This is a genomic window from Pseudomonas oryzihabitans, assembly GCF_032027545.1.
Lineage (GTDB): Bacteria > Pseudomonadota > Gammaproteobacteria > Pseudomonadales > Pseudomonadaceae > Chryseomonas > Chryseomonas oryzihabitans_F.
In genome coordinates, this window is record NZ_JAVSJB010000004.1 from 448,746 (window position 1) to 467,215 (window position 18,470).

Annotated in this window: 15 protein-coding genes and 1 pseudogene; 9 read left to right on the forward strand and 7 right to left on the reverse strand. The window is 65.7% G+C overall.

Annotation, left to right across the window (positions count from 1 at the left end):
- Positions 1 to 772 precede the first annotated feature (772 nt).
- Together algC and argB are read left to right on the forward strand one after the other, a co-directional pair.
- Positions 773 to 2,167, forward strand: a complete 1,395-nt coding sequence (algC, locus tag RND78_RS09410; protein WP_312728122.1) for a phosphomannomutase/phosphoglucomutase — start codon at positions 773 to 775, stop codon at positions 2,165 to 2,167.
- Between the two features lie 75 nt (positions 2,168 to 2,242).
- The gene (gene argB / locus RND78_RS09415) at positions 2,243 to 3,148 is read left to right on the forward strand and encodes an acetylglutamate kinase (protein ID WP_312728077.1); all 906 of its coding nucleotides are present in this window, start codon (positions 2,243 to 2,245) and stop codon (positions 3,146 to 3,148) included.
- A 42-nt stretch (positions 3,149 to 3,190) separates the two neighbouring features.
- On the opposite strand, the gene RND78_RS09420 is transcribed toward argB, so the two are convergent.
- Together RND78_RS09420 and pyrE are read right to left on the reverse strand one after the other, a co-directional pair.
- Entirely contained in the window at positions 3,191 to 3,775 is a 585-nt protein-coding gene (locus tag RND78_RS09420) for a DUF4124 domain-containing protein (protein WP_312728078.1), read from the reverse strand.
- Positions 3,776 to 3,792: 17 nt separating this feature from the next.
- A complete protein-coding gene (gene pyrE, locus RND78_RS09425) occupies positions 3,793 to 4,434 on the reverse strand; it encodes an orotate phosphoribosyltransferase (RefSeq protein ID WP_059228837.1) in 642 nt (213 codons plus the stop codon).
- Between the two features lie 80 nt (positions 4,435 to 4,514).
- Here pyrE and RND78_RS09430 point away from each other — a divergent pair, with 80 nt between their 5' ends.
- A complete protein-coding gene (locus RND78_RS09430) occupies positions 4,515 to 5,294 on the forward strand; it encodes an exodeoxyribonuclease III (RefSeq protein WP_059228839.1) in 780 nt (259 codons plus the stop codon).
- Between the two features lie 488 nt (positions 5,295 to 5,782).
- On the opposite strand, the gene RND78_RS09435 is transcribed toward RND78_RS09430, so the two are convergent.
- The 3 genes and pseudogenes from RND78_RS09435 to RND78_RS28255 form a co-directional block, all read right to left on the reverse strand.
- Positions 5,783 to 6,211 (reverse strand): universal stress protein, encoded by a 429-nt coding sequence (locus tag RND78_RS09435; RefSeq protein ID WP_312728087.1) that lies wholly within the window; start codon positions 6,209 to 6,211, stop codon positions 5,783 to 5,785.
- 85 nt (positions 6,212 to 6,296) lie between these two features.
- The gene (locus RND78_RS28250) at positions 6,297 to 6,896 is read right to left on the reverse strand and encodes a methyl-accepting chemotaxis protein (protein WP_409457033.1); all 600 of its coding nucleotides are present in this window, start codon (positions 6,894 to 6,896) and stop codon (positions 6,297 to 6,299) included.
- Positions 6,885 to 7,655 (reverse strand): annotated as a pseudogene (locus RND78_RS28255) (PAS domain-containing protein); the annotation flags it as partial. The pseudogene RND78_RS28255 and the gene RND78_RS28250, both read right to left, overlap by 12 nt.
- 216 nt (positions 7,656 to 7,871) lie before the next feature.
- On the opposite strand from RND78_RS28255, the gene glyA reads away from it, so the two are divergent.
- From glyA to RND78_RS09470, 6 genes are all read left to right on the forward strand, one after another.
- A complete protein-coding gene (glyA, locus tag RND78_RS09445; RefSeq protein ID WP_312728091.1) occupies positions 7,872 to 9,125 on the forward strand; it encodes a serine hydroxymethyltransferase in 1,254 nt (417 codons plus the stop codon).
- Between the two features lie 78 nt (positions 9,126 to 9,203).
- The gene (locus RND78_RS09450) at positions 9,204 to 10,454 is read left to right on the forward strand and encodes a sarcosine oxidase subunit beta family protein (protein ID WP_295465281.1); all 1,251 of its coding nucleotides are present in this window, start codon (positions 9,204 to 9,206) and stop codon (positions 10,452 to 10,454) included.
- A gap of 11 nt (positions 10,455 to 10,465) precedes the next feature.
- A complete protein-coding gene (locus RND78_RS09455; RefSeq protein WP_017639232.1) occupies positions 10,466 to 10,765 on the forward strand; it encodes a sarcosine oxidase subunit delta in 300 nt (99 codons plus the stop codon).
- On the forward strand, positions 10,762 to 13,782 hold the full coding sequence (locus tag RND78_RS09460) for a sarcosine oxidase subunit alpha (RefSeq protein ID WP_312728094.1): 3,021 nt from the start codon (positions 10,762 to 10,764) through the stop codon (positions 13,780 to 13,782). The genes RND78_RS09455 and RND78_RS09460 overlap by 4 nt, the downstream gene beginning before the upstream one ends.
- 15 nt (positions 13,783 to 13,797) lie before the next feature.
- On the forward strand, positions 13,798 to 14,427 hold the full coding sequence (locus tag RND78_RS09465) for a sarcosine oxidase subunit gamma family protein (RefSeq protein WP_312728095.1): 630 nt from the start codon (positions 13,798 to 13,800) through the stop codon (positions 14,425 to 14,427).
- A 99-nt stretch (positions 14,428 to 14,526) separates the two neighbouring features.
- On the forward strand, positions 14,527 to 15,384 hold the full coding sequence (locus RND78_RS09470; RefSeq protein ID WP_312728096.1) for a formyltetrahydrofolate deformylase: 858 nt from the start codon (positions 14,527 to 14,529) through the stop codon (positions 15,382 to 15,384).
- Between the two features lie 797 nt (positions 15,385 to 16,181).
- On the opposite strand, the gene choV is transcribed toward RND78_RS09470, so the two are convergent.
- On the reverse strand, positions 16,182 to 17,414 hold the full coding sequence (gene choV, locus RND78_RS09475; protein ID WP_312728097.1) for a choline ABC transporter ATP-binding protein: 1,233 nt from the start codon (positions 17,412 to 17,414) through the stop codon (positions 16,182 to 16,184).
- A gap of 3 nt (positions 17,415 to 17,417) precedes the next feature.
- The gene (choW, locus tag RND78_RS09480) at positions 17,418 to 18,260 is read right to left on the reverse strand and encodes a choline ABC transporter permease subunit (RefSeq protein WP_312728098.1); all 843 of its coding nucleotides are present in this window, start codon (positions 18,258 to 18,260) and stop codon (positions 17,418 to 17,420) included.
- Positions 18,261 to 18,470 lie beyond the last annotated feature (210 nt).

The following is an 18,470-nucleotide window of genomic DNA, read 5'->3' on the forward strand; positions in this document are numbered from 1 at the left end:
CGGTCCCCTCAACTACGCCGCCCTCGATCTGCTCAAGCGCGTGGAGAGCGGCCAGCGCACCCCGCCGGAAGCCTATCGCCTGGGCGATCGCTGGCTGGTCTACAGTGCCCAGCCGATCCGCCGCGGCGATCAGTTGCTGGGTAGCGCCGTGCTGGTGGAAGAGCTGTCGACGGTGCTGCAGGGATGGGCGGTACCGCCCCCGGAACTCGGCCATTGGCGCCTGCTGCAGCAGTTCCCCGGCGGCCAGGTGCAGGTACTGAGTCAGGGCGGCAGCCCCGGTGACGCACCCCTGGCCCGGCGCCTGCCCACCGGCAGCACCCTGTGGACGCTGGAACTGGCGCCTGCCGCCAGCGCCGCAGCGGACACCCCCCTGCTGGCCCCGCTGATGGCCCTGCTGCTCGCCCTGTTCGGCCTACTGGCCGGCTTTTGGCTGTTTTCCCGGGAGCTGTCACGACGGCTCCGTGACGACGTCCGCAGTCTGGTCGCCTATGCCGAGGAACTTGAAACCAATCCGGCAGCCAAAAGCCCGGCCTTGCGCCTGGCGGTAATGGAGCCCCTGGCCAGGGCGGCGGCCCGGTCGCTGAACCCTTCGACCGGATCGTCGCCGGACCTCTATGCCACGGCGCCGAGCGCGGCCGTGGCCAAGACCCTGGCGGAGTTTGCCGACAGAGGCCGCTCACCCCAGAGCGAGCCGCTGTTCCAGACCACCGACATCCTCGACATCAGTATCCTCGACGAAGACCAGGATCTCCTGGGATTGGAGAAACCCCCGATGAGCACTACCCCGCAAGCCCCCCAACTCAACGCCAGCATCTTCCGCGCCTACGACATCCGTGGCGTGGTCGGTGACTCCCTGACCGCCGAAGCCGCCTACTGGATCGGGCGCGCCATCGGCTCGGAAAGCCTGGCGCGTGGCGAGCCCAACGTGGCCGTCGGCCGTGATGGCCGTCTGTCCGGCCCCGAGCTGGTCGCCCAACTGATCAAGGGCGTGGCCGACAGCGGCGCCAATGTCAGCGACGTCGGCATGGTGCCGACCCCGGTGCTCTACTACGCGGCCAACGTGCTCGAAGGCAAGTCCGGCGTCATGCTGACCGGCAGCCACAACCCGCCGGACTACAACGGCTTCAAGATCGTCATCGCCGGCGAGACCCTGGCCAACGAATCCATCCAGCGCCTGCGCCAGCGCATCGAGACCGGTGACGTGGCCAGCGGCCAGGGCCAGATCAAGCAGGTCGACGTGCTCAAGAGCTACGCCGACTACATCCGCAACGACGTGGTGCTGGCCAAGAAGCTCAAGGTGGTGGTGGACGCCGGCAACGGTGTCGCCGCGGTCAATGCCCCGCAGCTGATCGAGTCCCTGGGTTGCGAGGTCATCCCGCTGTTCTGCGAGGTGGATGGCAACTTCCCCAACCACCACCCGGATCCGGGCAAGCCCGAGAATTTGGAAGACCTCATCGCCAAGGTCAAGGAAACCGGTGCCGACCTGGGCCTGGCCTTCGACGGCGACGGCGACCGTGTCGGCGTGGTGACCAACGAAGGCAAGATCATCTATCCCGACCAGCTGCTGATGCTGTTCGCCAAGGACGTGGTCTCCCGTAACCCGGGCGCCGACATCATCTTCGACGTCAAGTGCACCCGCCGCCTGAACAACCTCATCGCCGGCTATGGCGGTCGTCCCATCATGTGGAAGACCGGTCACTCGCTGATCAAGAAGAAGATGAAGGAAACCGGTGCCCTGCTGGCCGGCGAGATGAGCGGCCACGTGTTCTTCAAGGAGCGCTGGTTCGGCTTCGACGACGGCATCTACAGCGCCGTGCGCCTGCTGGAGATCCTCAGCCAGGAGAAGCAGAGCGCCCAACAGGTGTTCGATACCTTCCCGGTAGACATCTCCACCCCGGAGATCAATATCCAGGTGACCGAAGAGACCAAGTTCGGCATCATCGAGACCCTGCAGCGCGACGCCCAGTGGGGCGATGCCCAGATCACCACCCTGGACGGCGTCCGCGTCGATTACCAGAACGGCTGGGGCCTGGTGCGGGCGTCCAACACCACGCCGGTGCTGGTACTACGTTTCGAGGCGGAAACCCTCGAAGAGCTCGAGCGCATCAAGATGGTGTTCCGCAAGCAGTTGCTGGCGGTGCAGCCGGATCTGAACCTGCCGTTCTGACCTCGCGTCAGCGGTAGAGCAGAGGGCGCCTGAGGCGCCCTTTGTCTTTTCTTAGTCGACCTTGAGAGGTGAGCCATGACCCTGAGCCGCGAGGATGCCTCGCACGTCGCCGAGGTACTGTCCGAGGCGCTGCCCTATATCCGCCGGTTCGTCGGCAAGACGCTGGTGATCAAGTACGGCGGCAACGCCATGGAGAGTGACGAGCTCAAGGCCGGTTTCGCCCGTGACATCGTGCTGATGAAGGCGGTGGGCATCAACCCGGTGGTGGTGCACGGCGGCGGTCCGCAGATCGGCGATCTGCTCAAGCGCCTGTCCATCGAAAGCCACTTCATCGACGGCATGCGCGTCACCGACGCCCAGACCATGGACGTGGTGGAGATGGTCCTGGGCGGCCAGGTCAACAAGGACATCGTCAACCTGATCAACCGCCATGGTGGCAAGGCCATCGGCCTGACCGGCAAGGACGCGGGCCTGATCCGCGCCACCAAGCTCAAGGTCAGCCGGCAGACGCCGGAGATGACCAAGCCGGAGATCATCGACATCGGCCACGTCGGCGAGGTCACCGGGGTCAACACCGACCTGATCAACATGCTCGTGCGGGGCGACTTCATCCCGGTCATCGCGCCCATCGGCGTGGGCCCGGAGGGCGAGTCCTACAACATCAACGCCGACCTGGTGGCGGGCAAGGTGGCCGAGGCGCTCAAGGCCGAGAAGCTGATGCTGCTGACCAACATCGCCGGCCTGATGGACAAGCAGGGCCAGGTGCTGACCGGTCTTTCCACCGAGCAGGTCAATTCGCTGATCGCCGACGGCACCATCTACGGCGGCATGCTCCCGAAGATCCGCTGCGCGCTGGAAGCGGTACAGGGCGGCGTGCAGAGCGCCCACATCATCGACGGCCGGGTGCCCAACGCGGTGCTGCTGGAAATCTTCACCGACGTCGGCGTCGGTACCCTGATCACCAACCGCAAACGCGGTTGAGCGGTCACCCCTGCGGCGTTCTAGCCGTCGCAGGGGCCTGCCTCACGGCTGTCCGTCCAGCTCCTGCATCCGCGCCCGATCGCCGTCGAAGGCCGCGGTCGTCTTGCGCCTGATGGCTTCGTAGCGGTCCAGGTCGGCCTGCAGCCGTACCTGGTCGGCCGCTGCCGCATCCAGCCGCGCCTGGATGTCCTCGGGGAGAGCCTGGCCATTGCGCTGCAGCACCGCCGCCTGTTCCATCAGCTGCGCCTGCACCTGCCGGGCGGATTCCAGGTTGGCCTTCTTGATCTGCATCAGGCCTTCCAATTCGGAGAGCTTGCGGGCCTTCGCCCGGTCGACGTCCTCGACACTGCTGTAGAGCTTGCGCAACTGCTCGTCGGCCAGTGCCTGCTGCCGCGCCCGCTCACGGCGCTCGAGTTCTTCGGCGGGTAGCGCCGGCGCCACTTTGCGGATCACCCGGCCCTGCTCGTTGAGCACGTCGTAGCCCTTGCCGGCATATTCCGGGGGCACGCCCTGACGGTCGATGACCAGGGTCCCGTTGCGGTCCAGGTAGCGATACAACTCGGCACCCTGGCCAGCCAGCGGCAGGGCGAGCAGCACGAGGCTGGCGACAGCACGACGCACGACCATGACCGTCTCTCCTGGGGCTAGATCCCGTATTGGGCGCGGTAGTCCTGTACCGCGGGCAGATGACGCTTGAGCTCGGCGTCTTCCGCCAGGTATTCGAGCACCTGGTCCAGGGCGACGATGCTCAGCACCGGGATGCCGTAGTCACGCTCGACCTCCTGGATGGCCGACAGCTCGCCGCGGCCGCGCTCCTGGCGGTTGAGGGCGATGAGCACCCCGGCGGCGCTGGCGCCCTGGGCCTGGATGATCTGCATGACCTCGCGGATGGCGGTGCCGGCGGTGATGACGTCGTCGATGATCAGCGCGCGGCCGGTCAGCGGGGCGCCCACCAGCAGACCGCCTTCGCCGTGGTCCTTGGCTTCCTTGCGGTTGAAGCACCAGGGCGTGTCCTGGCCGTGATGCTCGGCCAGGGCTACCGCCGTGGCGGCCGCGAGCGGGATGCCTTTGTAGGCCGGGCCGAACAGCACGTCGAAGGGCAGCTTGGCCGCGACCAGCGCATCCGCGTAGCAGCGCCCGAGCTCGGCCAGGGCCGATCCGCTGTGGAACAGGCCGGCGTTGAAGAAATAGGGGCTGATGCGACCCGACTTCAGGGTGAATTCACCAAAGCGCAGAACTCCGCGCTCGATGGCGAAACGAATGAAATTACGCTGATACGCCTGCATATAAGTCCTTGCGCGGCTTGTATTTAGCTAAACCGGTTTAGCTCGGGTATCATACATCCACGATTTTTTGGGGGCCATTTATGCGGATCATCAGCTTGAACGTCAATGGTATTCAGGACGCTGTCGAGCGGGGCCTGTTGCCCTGGTTGAAGGCGCAGAATGCCGACGTGATCTGCCTGCAGGATACCCGCGCCTCTTCCTACGACATGGACGATCCGGCCTACGCCCTGGATGGCTACATCCTCTACGCCTGCGATGCCGAGGTGCCGTCCCAGGGCGGGGTGGCGCTCTACACGCGGGTCCAGCCGAAGGCGGTGATCAGCGGCCTGGGCTTCGAGTCCTGCGATCGCTTCGGCCGCTACCTGCAGGCAGACTTCGACAAGGTCAGCATCGCCACCCTGCTGTTGCCCTCGGGCAAGCGCGGCGACGAGGATCTGAACATGAAGTTCAAGTTCATGGACGACTTCACCCACTATCTGAACAAGCAGCGTCGCAAGCGTCGCGAGTACATCTATTGTGGCTCGCTGTACGTGGCGCACCAGAAGCAGGACGTGAAGAACTGGCGCGACTGCCAGCAGATCCCCGGCTTCCTCGCCCCGGAGCGGGCCTGGATGGACGAGGTGATCGGCAACATGGGCTATGTCGATGCCCTGCGCGAAGTCAGTCGCGAAGGCGACCAGTTCAGCTGGTGGCCCGACAGCGACCAGGCCGAGCACCTGAACCTGGGCTGGCGCTTCGACTACAACATCCTCACTCCCGGGCTGCGCCGCTTCGTGCGTTCCGCGCGCCTGCCGCGGCAACCGCGCTTCTCCCAGCACGCGCCGCTGATCGTCGACTACGACTGGACCCTGAGCATCTGATTCGGTCTTTGTCCTGCAAGCCAAAACCAGCCCGCGGCTCAGTGTCAGCCAGTTAAGCAGTGATCGCAGTCCGCTCTGGGCTTCCAGCTACCCCGGCGACCACAAAAACGCCGCGTTCTCTTCACGGGAACGCGGCGTTTTTCCTTGATTGATCGGCATTAGGGCCAATGCCGGGTTTTTGCATGGGTCACTATCTTTGACCGCTCAAGCTTTATCGCGGCCATGAGCCGCTCCTACAGGTGCATCGTGCCTTTGTAGGAGCAACTGTCTCATCGCGGCCATGCCGGTGCGCCGTAGCGACCGCTCTGGCTTGGACTATCGCGGCCATGGGCCGCTCCTACAAAGGCATCATCCCCTGTAGGAGCGGCCCATGGCCGCGATAAGTACAGTCTCCATCCGTTAACACACAGCCACCCATGGCTGTCCGACACGCTAGGCGAAGGCTCAACTGATCAGCATTAGGCTTCGGGCTGGTTTTCCCTGGGCGCCTACTTCACCAGGATGACCGGCAGCGGCACTTGGTGCACCACGCGGTGGGCCACGGAGCCGAGCAGCAGCCCGCTGAGCGAGCCCAGGCCGCGGGTGCCCATCACCACGGTATCCACCTCCAGCCGCCGGGCCATCTCGCCGATGGTCTCGGCGATGCCGCCGAAGCCGACGTGGGTCTTGGCCTCGATGCCGGCGTCCAGCAGCGCCGGCCGTGTCCTGGCCAGGATGTCCTCGGCCTTGTCCTGCAGGCTGCCGCGCCACTCGCGCAGGATGCGCTCGTCGAAGGGCGCGCCATAGATCTCCGGCTCGTTCTGGACGTTGAGCAGGTGCAGTTCCAGCGGCAGGCCGGCCTTCACCAGGTCGAGGACATAGCGCAGGGCATTGTCGGCGCTGGGAGAACCATCGTAGGCGACCAGGACGTTGTGCATGGGGCATCTCCACGAGAGGGGTATACCTTCATGCTAGACCGCGGACGCCAGGGGCGCTTGATTCAGATCAAGCGCCGGCCAGGGTTCAATGGCCCATCCAGTTGCGCGCGCCTTTAGGAATCACCTCCGATTCATCGAGCTTGCTGGCGAACATGCTCACGGCTTCCACGGCATCGCTGGCGCCGTCGCGGATCTGCACGATGACCGCCCCGGCCTGGTCGGCCAACTCCACTCCCTTGGCTACCCGCTCCTGGGTGCTTTCCATGCTGGCGACGGCTTCCTGGGTTTCGCCGAGGATCTTGCCGATCATGTCGGCGATCTCCGTCGTGGCGCTACTGGTGCGCCCCGCCAACTGGCGTACTTCATCGGCCACCACGGCGAAGCCACGGCCCTGGTCGCCCGCGCGGGCGGCCTCGATGGCGGCGTTGAGCGCCAGCAGGTTGGTCTGGTCGGCGATGCCACGGATGGTGTTGACGATGGCGGTGATCTGCTCGGAGCGCTCGCCTAGTTGGCTGATCACCCTGGCCGAGGCACTGACGTTCTGGGCGATTTCGCGCATCTCGCTGGTGGCGGCCTGGATGATCTGGGTGCCGTGCTCGGCGACCTTTTCGGTCTCGGCAGAGATGTGGTAGGCCCGCGAGGCGCTGCGCCCGTCGCTTTCGTGCTTCTCGACCCGCTCGCTGATGTCGCTGGCGTACTTGACCACCTTGCACAGACGGCCAGTCGCGTCGTACACCGGGTTGTAGCTCGCCTCCAGCCAGACCACCCGGCCATGCTTGCCCAGGCGCTTGAACTGGCCGCGAAAGAACTCGCCGGCATTCAGGCGCCGCCAGAAGTCGCCGTATTCGCTGCTGTTGACCAGGCTGGGCTCGCAGAACAGCCGATGATGCTGCCCCTGGATCTCGCCAAGGCTGTAGCCGAGGGTGGCGAGGAAGTTGTCGTTGGCGGTGAGGATGCGGCCGTCGAGGGCGAACTCGATGCAGGCGAGGGCGCGATCCAGTGCCTTGAGCTTGCTCTGGGCTTCGTGGTCGCGCTCGACCTGGCGGGTGACGTCCAGGGCGTATTTCACCACCTTGGCCGGGCGACCGCTGGCATCGAGCACCGGGGTATAGCTGGCCTCCAGCCAGAGCGTCCGCCCCTGGGCGTCGAGCCGCTGGAAGGTGCCGGAAACGAAATCGCCGCGCCCCAGGCGTGCCCAGAGGTCGCCGTAGTCGCGACTCTGCACCAGCGCGGGCGGACAGAGACTGCGGTGATGCTGGCCGATCAGGGTCGCGGCGCTATAGCCGGTCAGGCGCAAGAAGGTGTCGTTGGCGCTCAGGATCACACCGCCCAGATCGAATTCGATGACCGCCATGGAGCGTTCCACCGCCTGGATCAGGCCACGGCTCGCGGCAAGTTCCTCTTGCAACTGGGCAATAGTCTTTTTGTAGTGTGCGTTGAACATGGGACGCCTCGGCGTTCACGGGGGTGTAACCGCCCTTATCGACCTCTATTTGAAAGACTTTATCGGCGCTGAAGAGCGGTAGAAACGGAGCGCCCAGCGGCTGTCGCAAACGCGCCGGCCCGGGGCGTAAACAGGCATCTTGGGGGAAGTTCCCAGGCCTACCATCGCGGCCAAGGGGGTGGTTTTCACCGCCAACACAATTTGAGGAGCGCCGCGATGTTCAGCAAGCAGGACCGAATCCAGGGCTACGATGATGCGTTGTTCGCCGCCATGGGCGAGGAAGCGCGGCGCCAGGAGCATCACCTGGAGTTGATCGCCTCCGAGAACTACACCAGCCAGCGCGTCATGGAAGCCCAGGGCAGCGTGCTGACCAACAAGTACGCCGAAGGCTATCCGGGCAAGCGCTACTACGGCGGTTGCGAGCATGTCGACAAGGTTGAGCAACTGGCCATCGAGCGCGCCAAGCAGCTGTTCGGCGCCGACTATGCCAACGTCCAGCCGCATTCCGGTTCCCAGGCCAACGCCGCCGTCTACCTGGCGCTGCTGCAGGCCGGCGACACCATCCTCGGCATGAGCCTGGCCCATGGCGGCCACCTGACCCACGGTGCCAAGGTCAGCTCTTCCGGCAAGCTGTACAACGCGGTGCAGTACGGCATCAACACCGACACCGGGCTGATCGACTATGACGAGATCCAGCGTCTGGCCGAAGAGCACAAGCCCAAGATGATCGTGGCGGGCTTCTCCGCCTATTCCAAGACCCTGGACTTCCAGCGCTTCCGCGACATCGCCGACAGCGTGGGTGCCTACCTGTTCGTCGACATGGCCCATGTGGCCGGACTGGTCGCCGCCGGTGTCTATCCGAACCCGGTACCCTTCGCCGACGTGGTCACCACCACCACCCACAAGACCCTGCGCGGCCCCCGTGGCGGCCTGATCCTGTGCAAGGCCAACGCCGACATCGAGAAGAAGCTCAGCGCTGCCGTCTTCCCGGGCGCCCAGGGCGGTCCGCTGATGCACGTCATCGCCGGCAAGGCGGTCTGCTTCAAGGAAGCCCTGGAGCCGGGCTTCAAGACCTACCAGCAGCAGGTGATCAAGAACGCCCAGGCCATGGCCGGGGTGTTCAAGGCGCGCGGCTTCGACGTGGTCTCCGGTGGCACCGACAACCACCTGTTCCTGGTCAGCCTGATCAAGCAGGGCATCACCGGCAAGGACGCGGACGCCGCCCTGGGACGCGCCTGCATCACCGTGAACAAGAACGCCGTGCCCAACGATCCCCAGTCGCCCTTCGTGACCTCGGGTCTGCGCATCGGTACCCCGGCCCTGACCACCCGTGGCCTGGGCGTGAGCGAGAGCGAGCGCGTGGCGGGTTGGATCTGCGACATCCTCGACCACCTCGGCGATGCCGACGTGGAAGCCCAGGTGGCGCGCCAGGTAGCCGACCTGTGCCGTGACTATCCGGTGTATCGCTAACCGCTCCGATCCTGGCGCAACCCTATCCAACCCCTTTCCCGGTCGCGGGAAAGGGGAGTCGTCTGCAGGAGTCTCCAGATGCAACGCTATTCCGGCTTCGGCCTCTTCAAGCACTCCCTGAGCCACCACGAGAACTGGCAGCGCATGTGGCGCACCCCGACGCCCAAGCCGGTGTACGACGTGGTCATCGTCGGCGGTGGCGGCCATGGCCTGGCCACGGCCTACTACCTCGCCAAGCAATTCGGCGTGAAGAACGTCGCGGTGATCGAGAAGGGCTGGCTGGGTGGCGGCAACACCGCCCGTAACACCACCATCGTCCGTTCCAACTACCTGTGGGACGAGTCCGCGCATCTCTACGAGCATGCCATGAAGCTGTGGGAAGGCCTGTCCCAGGACCTCAACTACAACGTCATGTTCTCCCAGCGCGGCGTCTACAACCTCTGCCACACCCTGCAGGACATGCGCGATTCCGAGCGCCGGGTCAGCGCCAACCGCTTGAACGGCGTCGACGGCGAACTGCTCGATACCCGCCAGGTGGCCGAGGAGATCCCCTACCTGGACTGCAGCAAGAACACCCGCTACCCGATCCTCGGCGCCACCGTGCAACGTCGCGGTGGCGTGGCCCGTCACGACGCCGTGGCCTGGGGCTTCGCCCGTGCCGCCGACGCCCTCGGCGTCGACCTGATCCAGCAGACCGAGGTCACCGGCTTCCGCAAGCAGGATGGCAAGGTGATCGGCGTGGAAACCAATCGCGGCTTCATCGGCGCCCGGCGCGTCGGCGTGGTCACCGCCGGTAACTCCGGACACATGGCCAAGCTGGCCGGCTTCCGCCTGCCGCTGGAATCCCACCCGCTGCAGGCGCTGGTGTCCGAGCCGATCAAGCCCATCATCGACAGCGTCATCATGTCCAATGCGGTGCACGGCTACATCAGCCAGTCCGACAAGGGCGACCTGGTGATCGGCGCCGGTATCGACAGCTGGGTCGGTTACGGCCAACGCGGTTCCTACCCTGTGATCGAGCACACCCTGCAGGCCATCGTCGAGATGTTCCCGATCCTCTCGCGGGTACGCATGAACCGCCAGTGGGGCGGCATCGTCGACACCTCGCCCGACGCCTGCCCGATCATTTCCAAGACCCCGGTGGAAAACCTGTTCTTCAACTGCGGTTGGGGTACTGGCGGCTTCAAGGCCACGCCCGGCTCGGGCAACGTCTTCGCGGCGTCCCTCGCCTCCGGCGAGATGCATCCGCTGGCCAAGCCCTTCTCCATCGACCGTTTCCACACCGGCGCGCTGATCGACGAACACGGCGCAGCGGCCGTCGCGCACTAAGGAGCCCGAGCATGTTGTACATCCATTGCCCCCACTGCGGGGAATTGCGCTCCGAAGAAGAATTCCACGCCGCCGGCGAGGCGCACATTCCGCGGCCACTCGACCCCGAGGCCTGCAGCGACGCCGAGTGGGGCGACTACATGTTCTTCCGTGACAATCCGCGCGGTCTGCGTCACGAGCTGTGGGTCCATGCCTCGGGTTGCCGCCAGTACTTCAACGCCACCCGTAACACCGAGACCTACGAAATTCTCGAAACCTATCCGATCGGCGAGCAACCCCGCTTCACCGCCGAGCGAGGAGAGCGCACATGAGCCAGGTCCATCGACTCACCCAGGGCGGTCGCCTGGACCGCAGCCAGGCCATCACCTTCACCTTCAACGGTCAGACCTACCAGGGCTTCAAGGGTGACACCCTGGCCTCGGCGCTGCTGGCCAACGGCGTGGACGTGATCGGGCGCAGCTTCAAATATTCCCGGCCGCGCGGCATCGTCGCCGCCGGTGCCGAAGAGCCCAACGCCATCATGCAGATCGGCGCCACCGAGGCCACCCAGGTGCCCAACGTGCGGGCCACCCAGCAGGCGCTGTACCAGGGCCTGGTCTCCGCCAGCACCAACGGCTGGCCGAGCGTCAACAACGACCTCATGGGCATCCTCGGCAAGGTCGGCGGCAAGATGATGCCGCCCGGGTTCTACTACAAGACCTTCATGTATCCGCAGAATCTGTGGATGACCTACGAGAAGTACATCCGCAAGGCCGCCGGCCTCGGCCGGGCGCCGACCCAGGTCGATCCCGACACCTACGACAACTTCAACCAGCACTGCGACGTGCTGGTGGTGGGCGGTGGCGCCGCCGGTCTGGCCGCGGCCCTGGCCGCCGGTCGCAGCGGTGCTAGGGTGATCCTGGCCGACGAACAGGAAGAATTCGGTGGCAGCCTGCTGGACAGCCGCGAGCGTCTCGACGGCGCCCCGGCCGCTGACTGGGTGGCCAAGGCGGTGGCCGAGCTGCAGGGCCTGGACAACGTGGTCTTGCTGCCACGCGCCACGGTCAACGGCTATCACGACCACAACTTCCTCACCATCCACGAGCGCCTGACCGACCACCTCGGCGATCGCGCGCCCCATGGCCAGGTGCGTCAGCGTCTGCACCGCGTCCGCGCGACCCGCGTGGTGCTGGCCACCGGTGCCCACGAGCGGCCGCTGGTGTATGCCAACAACGACCTGCCGGGCAACATGGTGGCCGGCGCCGTCTCCACCTACATCCGCCGCTACGCCGTGGCGCCGGGCCAGCGCCTGGTGCTGTCCACCAATAACGATTATGCCTACCGCGTGGCCCTGGACTGGCTCGAAGCCGGTCGCCAGGTGGTGGCCGTGGCCGATGCGCGGCCCAATCCGCGCGGCGCCTGGGTCGAAGAGGTACGCAAGCGTGGCGTGCGCGTCATGGGCGGTACCGCCGTGAGCGAAGCCCGCGGCAGTACCCGGGTGACCGGCGCCAAGATCGCCACCATCGACCTGACCGCCTTCCGCACCCTGGGCGGCGGCGAGTGGCTGGACTGCGACCTCATCGCCACCTCCGGCGGCTACAGCCCGGTGGTCCACCTGGCCTCGCACCTGGGCGGTCGTCCGCAATGGCGTGACGACATCCAGGCCTTCGTGCCCGGTCCGGCGCCGCAGAAGCGCGTTTGCGCCGGTGGCGTGAACGGCGTCTTCGCCCTGGGCGACGTCCTCGCCGATGGTTTCGAAGCCGGCGCCACCGCGGCAGCCGAAGCCGGTGCCAAGGTCGTCAGCGGTGAACTGCCCCAGGCTGAATTCCGCCAGGAAGAGCCGAGCCTTGCACTGTTCCAGGTCCCCCACGACAAGCCGTCGTCGCGGGCCCCCAAGCAATTCGTCGACCTGCAGAACGACGTCACCGCCGCCGGCATCGAGCTGGCCTGCCGCGAGGGCTTCGAGTCCATCGAGCACGTCAAGCGCTACACCGCCATGGGCTTCGGCACCGACCAGGGCAAGCTGGGCAACATCAACGGCCTGGCCATCGCTGCTCGCGTGCAGAGCAAGGCCATCCCGGAAGTCGGCACCACCATGTTCCGCCCGAACTACACCCCGGTGACCTTCGGCGCCATCGCCGGGCGTCATTGCGGCGCGCTGTTCGAGCCCAAGCGCTACACCGCGCTGCATGCCTGGCACCTCAAGCAGGGCGCCCTGTTCGAGGACGTCGGCCAGTGGAAGCGCCCCTGGTACTTCCCCAAGGCGGGCGAGGACCTGCACGCCGCGGTCAACCGCGAGTGCCTGGCCGTACGCCGTAGCGTCGGCCTGCTGGATGCCTCCACCCTGGGCAAGATCGACATCCAGGGCAAGGATGCACGGGAATTCCTCAATCGCGTCTACACCAACGCCTGGACCAAGCTGGACATCGGCAAGGCCCGCTACGGCCTGATGTGCAAGGAAGACGGCATGGTCTTCGACGACGGCGTCACCGCCTGTCTCGCCGACAACCACTTCCTGATGACCACCACCACCGGCGGCGCCGCGCGCGTCTTCGAATGGCTGGAGCTGTATCACCAGACCGAATGGCCGGAGCTGGAGGTGTACTTCACCTCGGTCACCGACCACTGGGCGACCCTGACCCTTTCCGGCCCCAACAGCCGCAAGCTGCTGGCCAAGCTGACCGACATCGACCTGGACAATGCCGCCTTCCCCTTCATGGCCTGGAAGGAAGGTCAGGTGGCTGGCGTACCGGCGCGGGTGTTCCGCATCTCCTTCACCGGCGAACTCTCCTACGAGATCAACGTACCGGCCAACTACGCCATGGGCGTGCTGGAGCAGGTGGTCGCCGCGGGCAAGGAATTCGACCTCACCCCCTACGGCACCGAGACCATGCACGTGCTGCGGGCGGAGAAGGGCTTCATCATCATCGGCCAGGACACCGATGGTTCGGTCACGCCCCAGGACCTGGGCATGGGCTGGGCGGTGAGCCTGAACAAGAGCTTCTCCTTCATCGGCAAGCGCGGCATGCACCGCCAGGACTGCGTCCGCGAGAACCGCAAGCAACTGGTCGGCCTCAAGCCGCTGGATGCTCGCGATGTGCTGCCGGAAGGCTCGCAACTGGTGTTCGAGCGCAACCAGCCGATCCCCATGGACATGGTGGGCCACGTGACCTCCAGCTACTACAGCGCGACCCTGGGCTATGGCTTCGCCATGGCGATGGTCAAGGGTGGGCTGGGCCGTATGGGTCAAACCGTCTATGCCCCGCTGGCCGATGGCCGCTACATCGCTGCCGAGATCGTCTCGCCGGTGTTCTACGACCCCAAGGGTGAGCGGCAGAACGTCGCCTAACGAGGATAGCGCCCCATGAACGACATCAATGTGTACGACCAATACTCCGCCACGGCGCGCGCCGAGTCCCCGCTGTTCCACGCCGAGCTGAACAGGCTCGGCGGCCGGGGCCCGGCCACCGCCGGGGTGACCCTGCGCGAGCGGGCCCTGCTGGGTCACCTGGTGATTCGCGGCGACGCCCACGACGAAGGCTTCACCGGCGCCGTGCAGAGCGTGGTCGGCCTGGAAGTGCCCGGTCCGCTGGCCCTGACCCAGCAGGGCGAGAGCTCGCTGCAATGGCTCGGCCCGGACGAGTGGCTGCTGGTAGTGCCCGGTGGCAGCGAATTCGCTACCGAGCAGGCCCTGCGCCAGGCGCTGGGCGAGCGCCATGTCGCCATCGTCAACGTCGGTGGCGGCCAGACGCTGGTGGAGCTGAAGGGACCCAAGGTCCGCGAGGTACTGATGAAGTCCACCTCCTACGACGTCCATCCGAGCAATTTCCCGGTGGGCAAGGCGGTAGGTACGGTGTTCGCCAAGTCCCAACTGGTGATCCGCCATACGGCGGAAGATACCTGGGAGCTGGTGGTGCGCCGCAGCTTCGCCGACTACGTCTGGCTGTGGCTGCAGGACGCGAGTGCCGAGTACGGATTGCGCATCGAAGCCTGATCAGGGCTTGCGTCAATCGCGCTCCAGCGAACCCAACCTGCGTGAGGCGTAGGTCGGGTTCTGTGGTTTTGGCTTCATCTCCATGCAAAGGAATTCATCATGAGCCGCACGCCCGATACCTGGATTCTCACCGCCCAGAGCCCGAGTCGCCTCGGCACCGTGGACGTGGTCACCCGCTATCTGTTCGAGCAGGGCTGCTACGTCACCCAGCACCACAGCTTCGATGACCGTGAAGCCCAGCGCTTCTTCATCCGGGTGGAGTTCCAGGTACCGGCAGACTTCAACGAAGGCCTGTTCCGGGTCGGGCTGGATCTGCGCTTCACGCCCTTCGACATGACCTTCGAACTGGTACCGCCCGGCTATCGCGCCAAGGTCGCCATCATGGTCTCCAAGGCCGACCACTGCCTCAACGACCTGCTCTATCGCCAGCGCATCGGCCAGTTGCCCATGGACGTGGTGGCGGTCATCTCCAACCACCCGGACCTGGAGCCGCTGGCGGCCTGGCACGGTATTCCCTACCACCATTTCCCCCTCGATCCCCAGGACAAGCCGGCCCAGGAAGCCAAGGTCTGGCAGGTGCTGCAGGACACCGGCGCGGAGCTGGTCATCCTCGCTCGCTACATGCAGGTGCTGTCGCCCGAGCTGTGCCGCCGCCTGGATGGCTGGGCGATCAACATCCACCACTCGCTGCTGCCTGGCTTCAAGGGCGCGCGGCCCTATCACCAGGCCTATGCCAAGGGCGTCAAGCTGGTAGGCGCCACCGCGCACTACATCAACAACGACCTGGACGAAGGCCCGATCATCGCCCAGGGCGTCGAGCCGGTGGACCACGCCCACTATGCCGAGGATCTGGTCGCCAAGGGCCGCGACATCGAGTGCCTGACCCTGGCCCGGGCCGTGGGCTTCCACCTGGATCGCCGAGTCTTCCTCAATGCCGGAAGGACGGTGGTGCTCTAAGCATCTGTTCGCGATCTGCTGCGCGTCGGCCAAACGGCGTTGAACATGTCCTGGATTGCCAGCCTGGCCTGGGCGGCCCGGGCGGAATGCTCTTTTACCCCTCGTAAACTCGTGCGCGAGTCCGGTCCGCTTATTCAGGCAGTCGATTCGCTAGCATTCACCCTAGGGGCCAGCCGTTGGCTGTTACTCCCGTTGGTCGTTGCGCCCTGTTTGGCTCTCGCGCGATCGTGAACAGGCTCTTGGCGCGGCCATGGCGCGGTAGGTGTCGCCGTAACCGTAGCGTGGAAAACGGCGCAGCCTTTTCCACTGGGGCCCTGCGGCACGCCCTCACCCCAGCCCTCTCCCAAGGGGAGAGGGGGCTAGCCGAGCAGGCATTCATCTCCAGCAGCACCGGCAAGATCATGATCGATCATCGTGCCGCCACCTTGGGAGCAACTGTCCTTGCGCGACCATGGCGGTCCGTCGCAGTGGCCGCTCCTACGGGTACGAGGCTCGCCTGTAGGAGCAACTGTCTTGATCACGTATCGCGGCCATGGGCCGCTCCTACAGGGGATGAGGCTTTTGTAGGAGCGGCCCATGGCCGCGATAGTCCAAGCCAGAGCGGTCGCTACGGCGCACCGGCATGACCGCGACAAGACAGTTGCTCCTACGGGTCGATCATGTGGCAAGAGCCAGGGGGCGGGGTGGTGACCGTAGGGCGTTGCAGTGGGCGCGAGAGCAGGGCTGTTGTGGTGGCCAGCGGGAGAGAGGGCCCGGCACCCGCGCCTTTCCAGTAGACGGGGTGCCGGGGCCTGGTATCAGCCCGCCTGGGACAGCGGCGAGTGGACCGCGGGCGGTTCGACGTCTTCGCCGGCCTTCTCCAGATTCTTGCCCAGCAGGGCGTGGTAGAGCTCTTTGTCGCCGAGGATGCCCACGGCATGGCCGTCGGTTTCCAGCACCAGCTTGTGCCCGGTGTGATAGCGGATTTCCAGGGCATCGCGCATGCGGATATCGGCCGGGGCCAAGGTCGGCTGCCGCTGCAGGCTGGTGACCGGGGTACCCGGGGTCCAGCGTTGCAGGGCCAGGCTCTCGCCGCCGCGCCGCAGCGCCTTGACCTTCTGGCCATCCAGCGCCAACCAGATGTCGTGGCTGCGCTCCAGGCAGATCTCGTTGCCCTCGCGACCGCACTTGTCCAGGCCACGCATCAGGCTGTAGCCGCTGAGGACGTTGAGCGGATTGGTATGGGCGACGAAGGTACGCACGTACTCGTCGGCCGGGTTGAGGACGATGTCCTCGGGGCGACCGTGCTGGATGATGCGGCCGTCCTTCATGATGGCGATATTGGTGCCGATCTTCAGCGCCTCGTCCAGGTCGTGGCTGACGAAGACGATGGTCTTGTTGACCTTGGCCTGCAGCTGCAGCAGTTCATCCTGCAACTGCTGGCGGATCAGCGGATCGAGGGCGGAGAACGGCTCGTCCATCAGCAGGATGTCGGCATCCATGGCCAGGGCGCGGGCCAGACCCACGCGCTGCTGCATGCCGCCGGAGAGGGAATCCGGCTTCTTGTTGCGCCACTGGGTCAGACCGACCAGCTCCAGCTTCTCGTCGACCAGCTTCTTGCGCTCGGCGGCGGAGCGGCCTTGCATCTCCAGGCCGAAGCCGACGTTCTCGGCCACGGTCAGCCAGGGCATCAGGGCGAACTTCTGGAACACCATGGCGATGCGGGTGGTGCGCATGTCCTTGAGCACGGCGGGGGAGCAGTTGGCGATGTCCACCTCGCTACCTTTGTGCTCGATGAGCAGCTTGCCGCGGCTCACGGTATTGAGGCCGTTGATGCAGCGCAGCAGGCTGGACTTGCCCGAGCCGGACAGGCCCATGAGCACGCAGATCTCGCCCTTCTGGACCTCCAGGCAGGCGTCCTCGACGCCCAGCACCTGGCCGGTCTCCTGCAGGATCTCGCTGCGGCCCTTGCCTTGGTCGAGTAGCTCCAGGGCGCGCTTGTTCTGCTTGCCGAAGATGACGTCGACGTGTTCGAAACGAATGGCGGTCATGACTTATTTAACCTCGCGTGGGGCGGGTTGCTTGCACACCCGGTCGAGCAGGATGGCGATCAGGACGATGGACAGGCCGGCTTCGAAGCCCAGGGCGATGTCCGCGGTATTGAGGGCGTTCACCACCGGCTTGCCCAGGCCATCGGCACCCACCAGGGCGGCGATCACCACCATCGACAGCGAGAGCATGATGCACTGGGTGATACCGGCGCCGATGCTGGGCATGGCGTGGGGCAACTCGATGCGGGTCAGCAACTGCCAGCGCGAGCAGCCGAAGGCCTTGCCGGCGTCCATCAGTTCGGCGGGGACGTCCTGGATGCCCAGGCAGGTCAGGCGGATCGGCGCGGCGACGGCGAACACCACCGTGGAGATCAGGCCGGGCACCACGCCCAGGCCGAACAGGGTCAGGGTGGGGATCAGGTAGACGAAGGTGGGGACCGTCTGCATCAGGTCCAGTACCGGGCGCAGGCCGGTGTAGAACCAGGGCTTATGCGCGGCGAGGATGCCCAGGGGCACGCCGATGGCGATGCAGACCAGGGTGGCGAACACCACCTGGGCCAGGGTTTCCATGGTTTCCTGCCAGTAACCCAGGTTGAGGATCAGCAGCAGCGACGCTAGCGCGAACAGCGTGAGGCCGATGCTGCGTTGCAACAGATAGACACCCACGACGACCAGGGCGATGAAAGCCAGGGGGTTGAACCACATCAGGCCGGCGGTCAGGCCATGGATCAGGCCGGACAGGACGTCGGAGATCTTGTCGAAGACGCCGGCGCCGTGCAGCGTCAGCCAGTCGATGAAATCGGCGATCTGCTGGCCGAGAGGAAGTTTGTGGTCTGTTATCAACATAACGGTGCCCGTCAGCTAGGAGTGGACAGGTCGACGCACGAGATCCAGAGAATTCGTGCGGCGGCTGCGGCAAAACCCGCCCGAACCGGCGCGAGTCAGTCTGATGTTCTGGTCTACTAGGGTGCCAGAGTGGCCTTGGCCACCTGCGCAGCAGGTTCGCCAGTGCGTGAGGTCACGCCGGCCAACCACTGGTCCAGCACCTGCGGATGC

Excerpts from the sequence above, each read along its gene's own strand:
- RND78_RS09465 (WP_312728095.1), top strand. The coding sequence starts at position 13,798 with ATGAACGACATCAATGTGTACGACCAATACTCCGCCACGGCGCGCGCC.
- RND78_RS09435 (WP_312728087.1), bottom strand. The coding sequence starts at position 6,211 with ATGCACAACGTCCTGGTCGCCTACGATGGTTCTCCCAGCGCCGACAAT.
- argB (WP_312728077.1), top strand. The coding sequence starts at position 2,243 with ATGACCCTGAGCCGCGAGGATGCCTCGCACGTCGCCGAGGTACTGTCC.
- algC (WP_312728122.1), top strand. The coding sequence starts at position 773 with ATGAGCACTACCCCGCAAGCCCCCCAACTCAACGCCAGCATCTTCCGC.
- RND78_RS09420 (WP_312728078.1), bottom strand. The coding sequence starts at position 3,775 with ATGGTCGTGCGTCGTGCTGTCGCCAGCCTCGTGCTGCTCGCCCTGCCG.
- RND78_RS09430 (WP_059228839.1), top strand. The coding sequence starts at position 4,515 with ATGCGGATCATCAGCTTGAACGTCAATGGTATTCAGGACGCTGTCGAG.
- glyA (WP_312728091.1), top strand. The coding sequence starts at position 7,872 with ATGTTCAGCAAGCAGGACCGAATCCAGGGCTACGATGATGCGTTGTTC.
- RND78_RS09455 (WP_017639232.1), top strand. The coding sequence starts at position 10,466 with ATGTTGTACATCCATTGCCCCCACTGCGGGGAATTGCGCTCCGAAGAA.
- pyrE (WP_059228837.1), bottom strand. The coding sequence starts at position 4,434 with ATGCAGGCGTATCAGCGTAATTTCATTCGTTTCGCCATCGAGCGCGGA.
- RND78_RS09460 (WP_312728094.1), top strand. The coding sequence starts at position 10,762 with ATGAGCCAGGTCCATCGACTCACCCAGGGCGGTCGCCTGGACCGCAGC.
- choV (WP_312728097.1), bottom strand. The coding sequence starts at position 17,414 with ATGACCGCCATTCGTTTCGAACACGTCGACGTCATCTTCGGCAAGCAG.
- choW (WP_312728098.1), bottom strand. The coding sequence starts at position 18,260 with ATGTTGATAACAGACCACAAACTTCCTCTCGGCCAGCAGATCGCCGAT.
- RND78_RS09450 (WP_295465281.1), top strand. The coding sequence starts at position 9,204 with ATGCAACGCTATTCCGGCTTCGGCCTCTTCAAGCACTCCCTGAGCCAC.
- RND78_RS09470 (WP_312728096.1), top strand. The coding sequence starts at position 14,527 with ATGAGCCGCACGCCCGATACCTGGATTCTCACCGCCCAGAGCCCGAGT.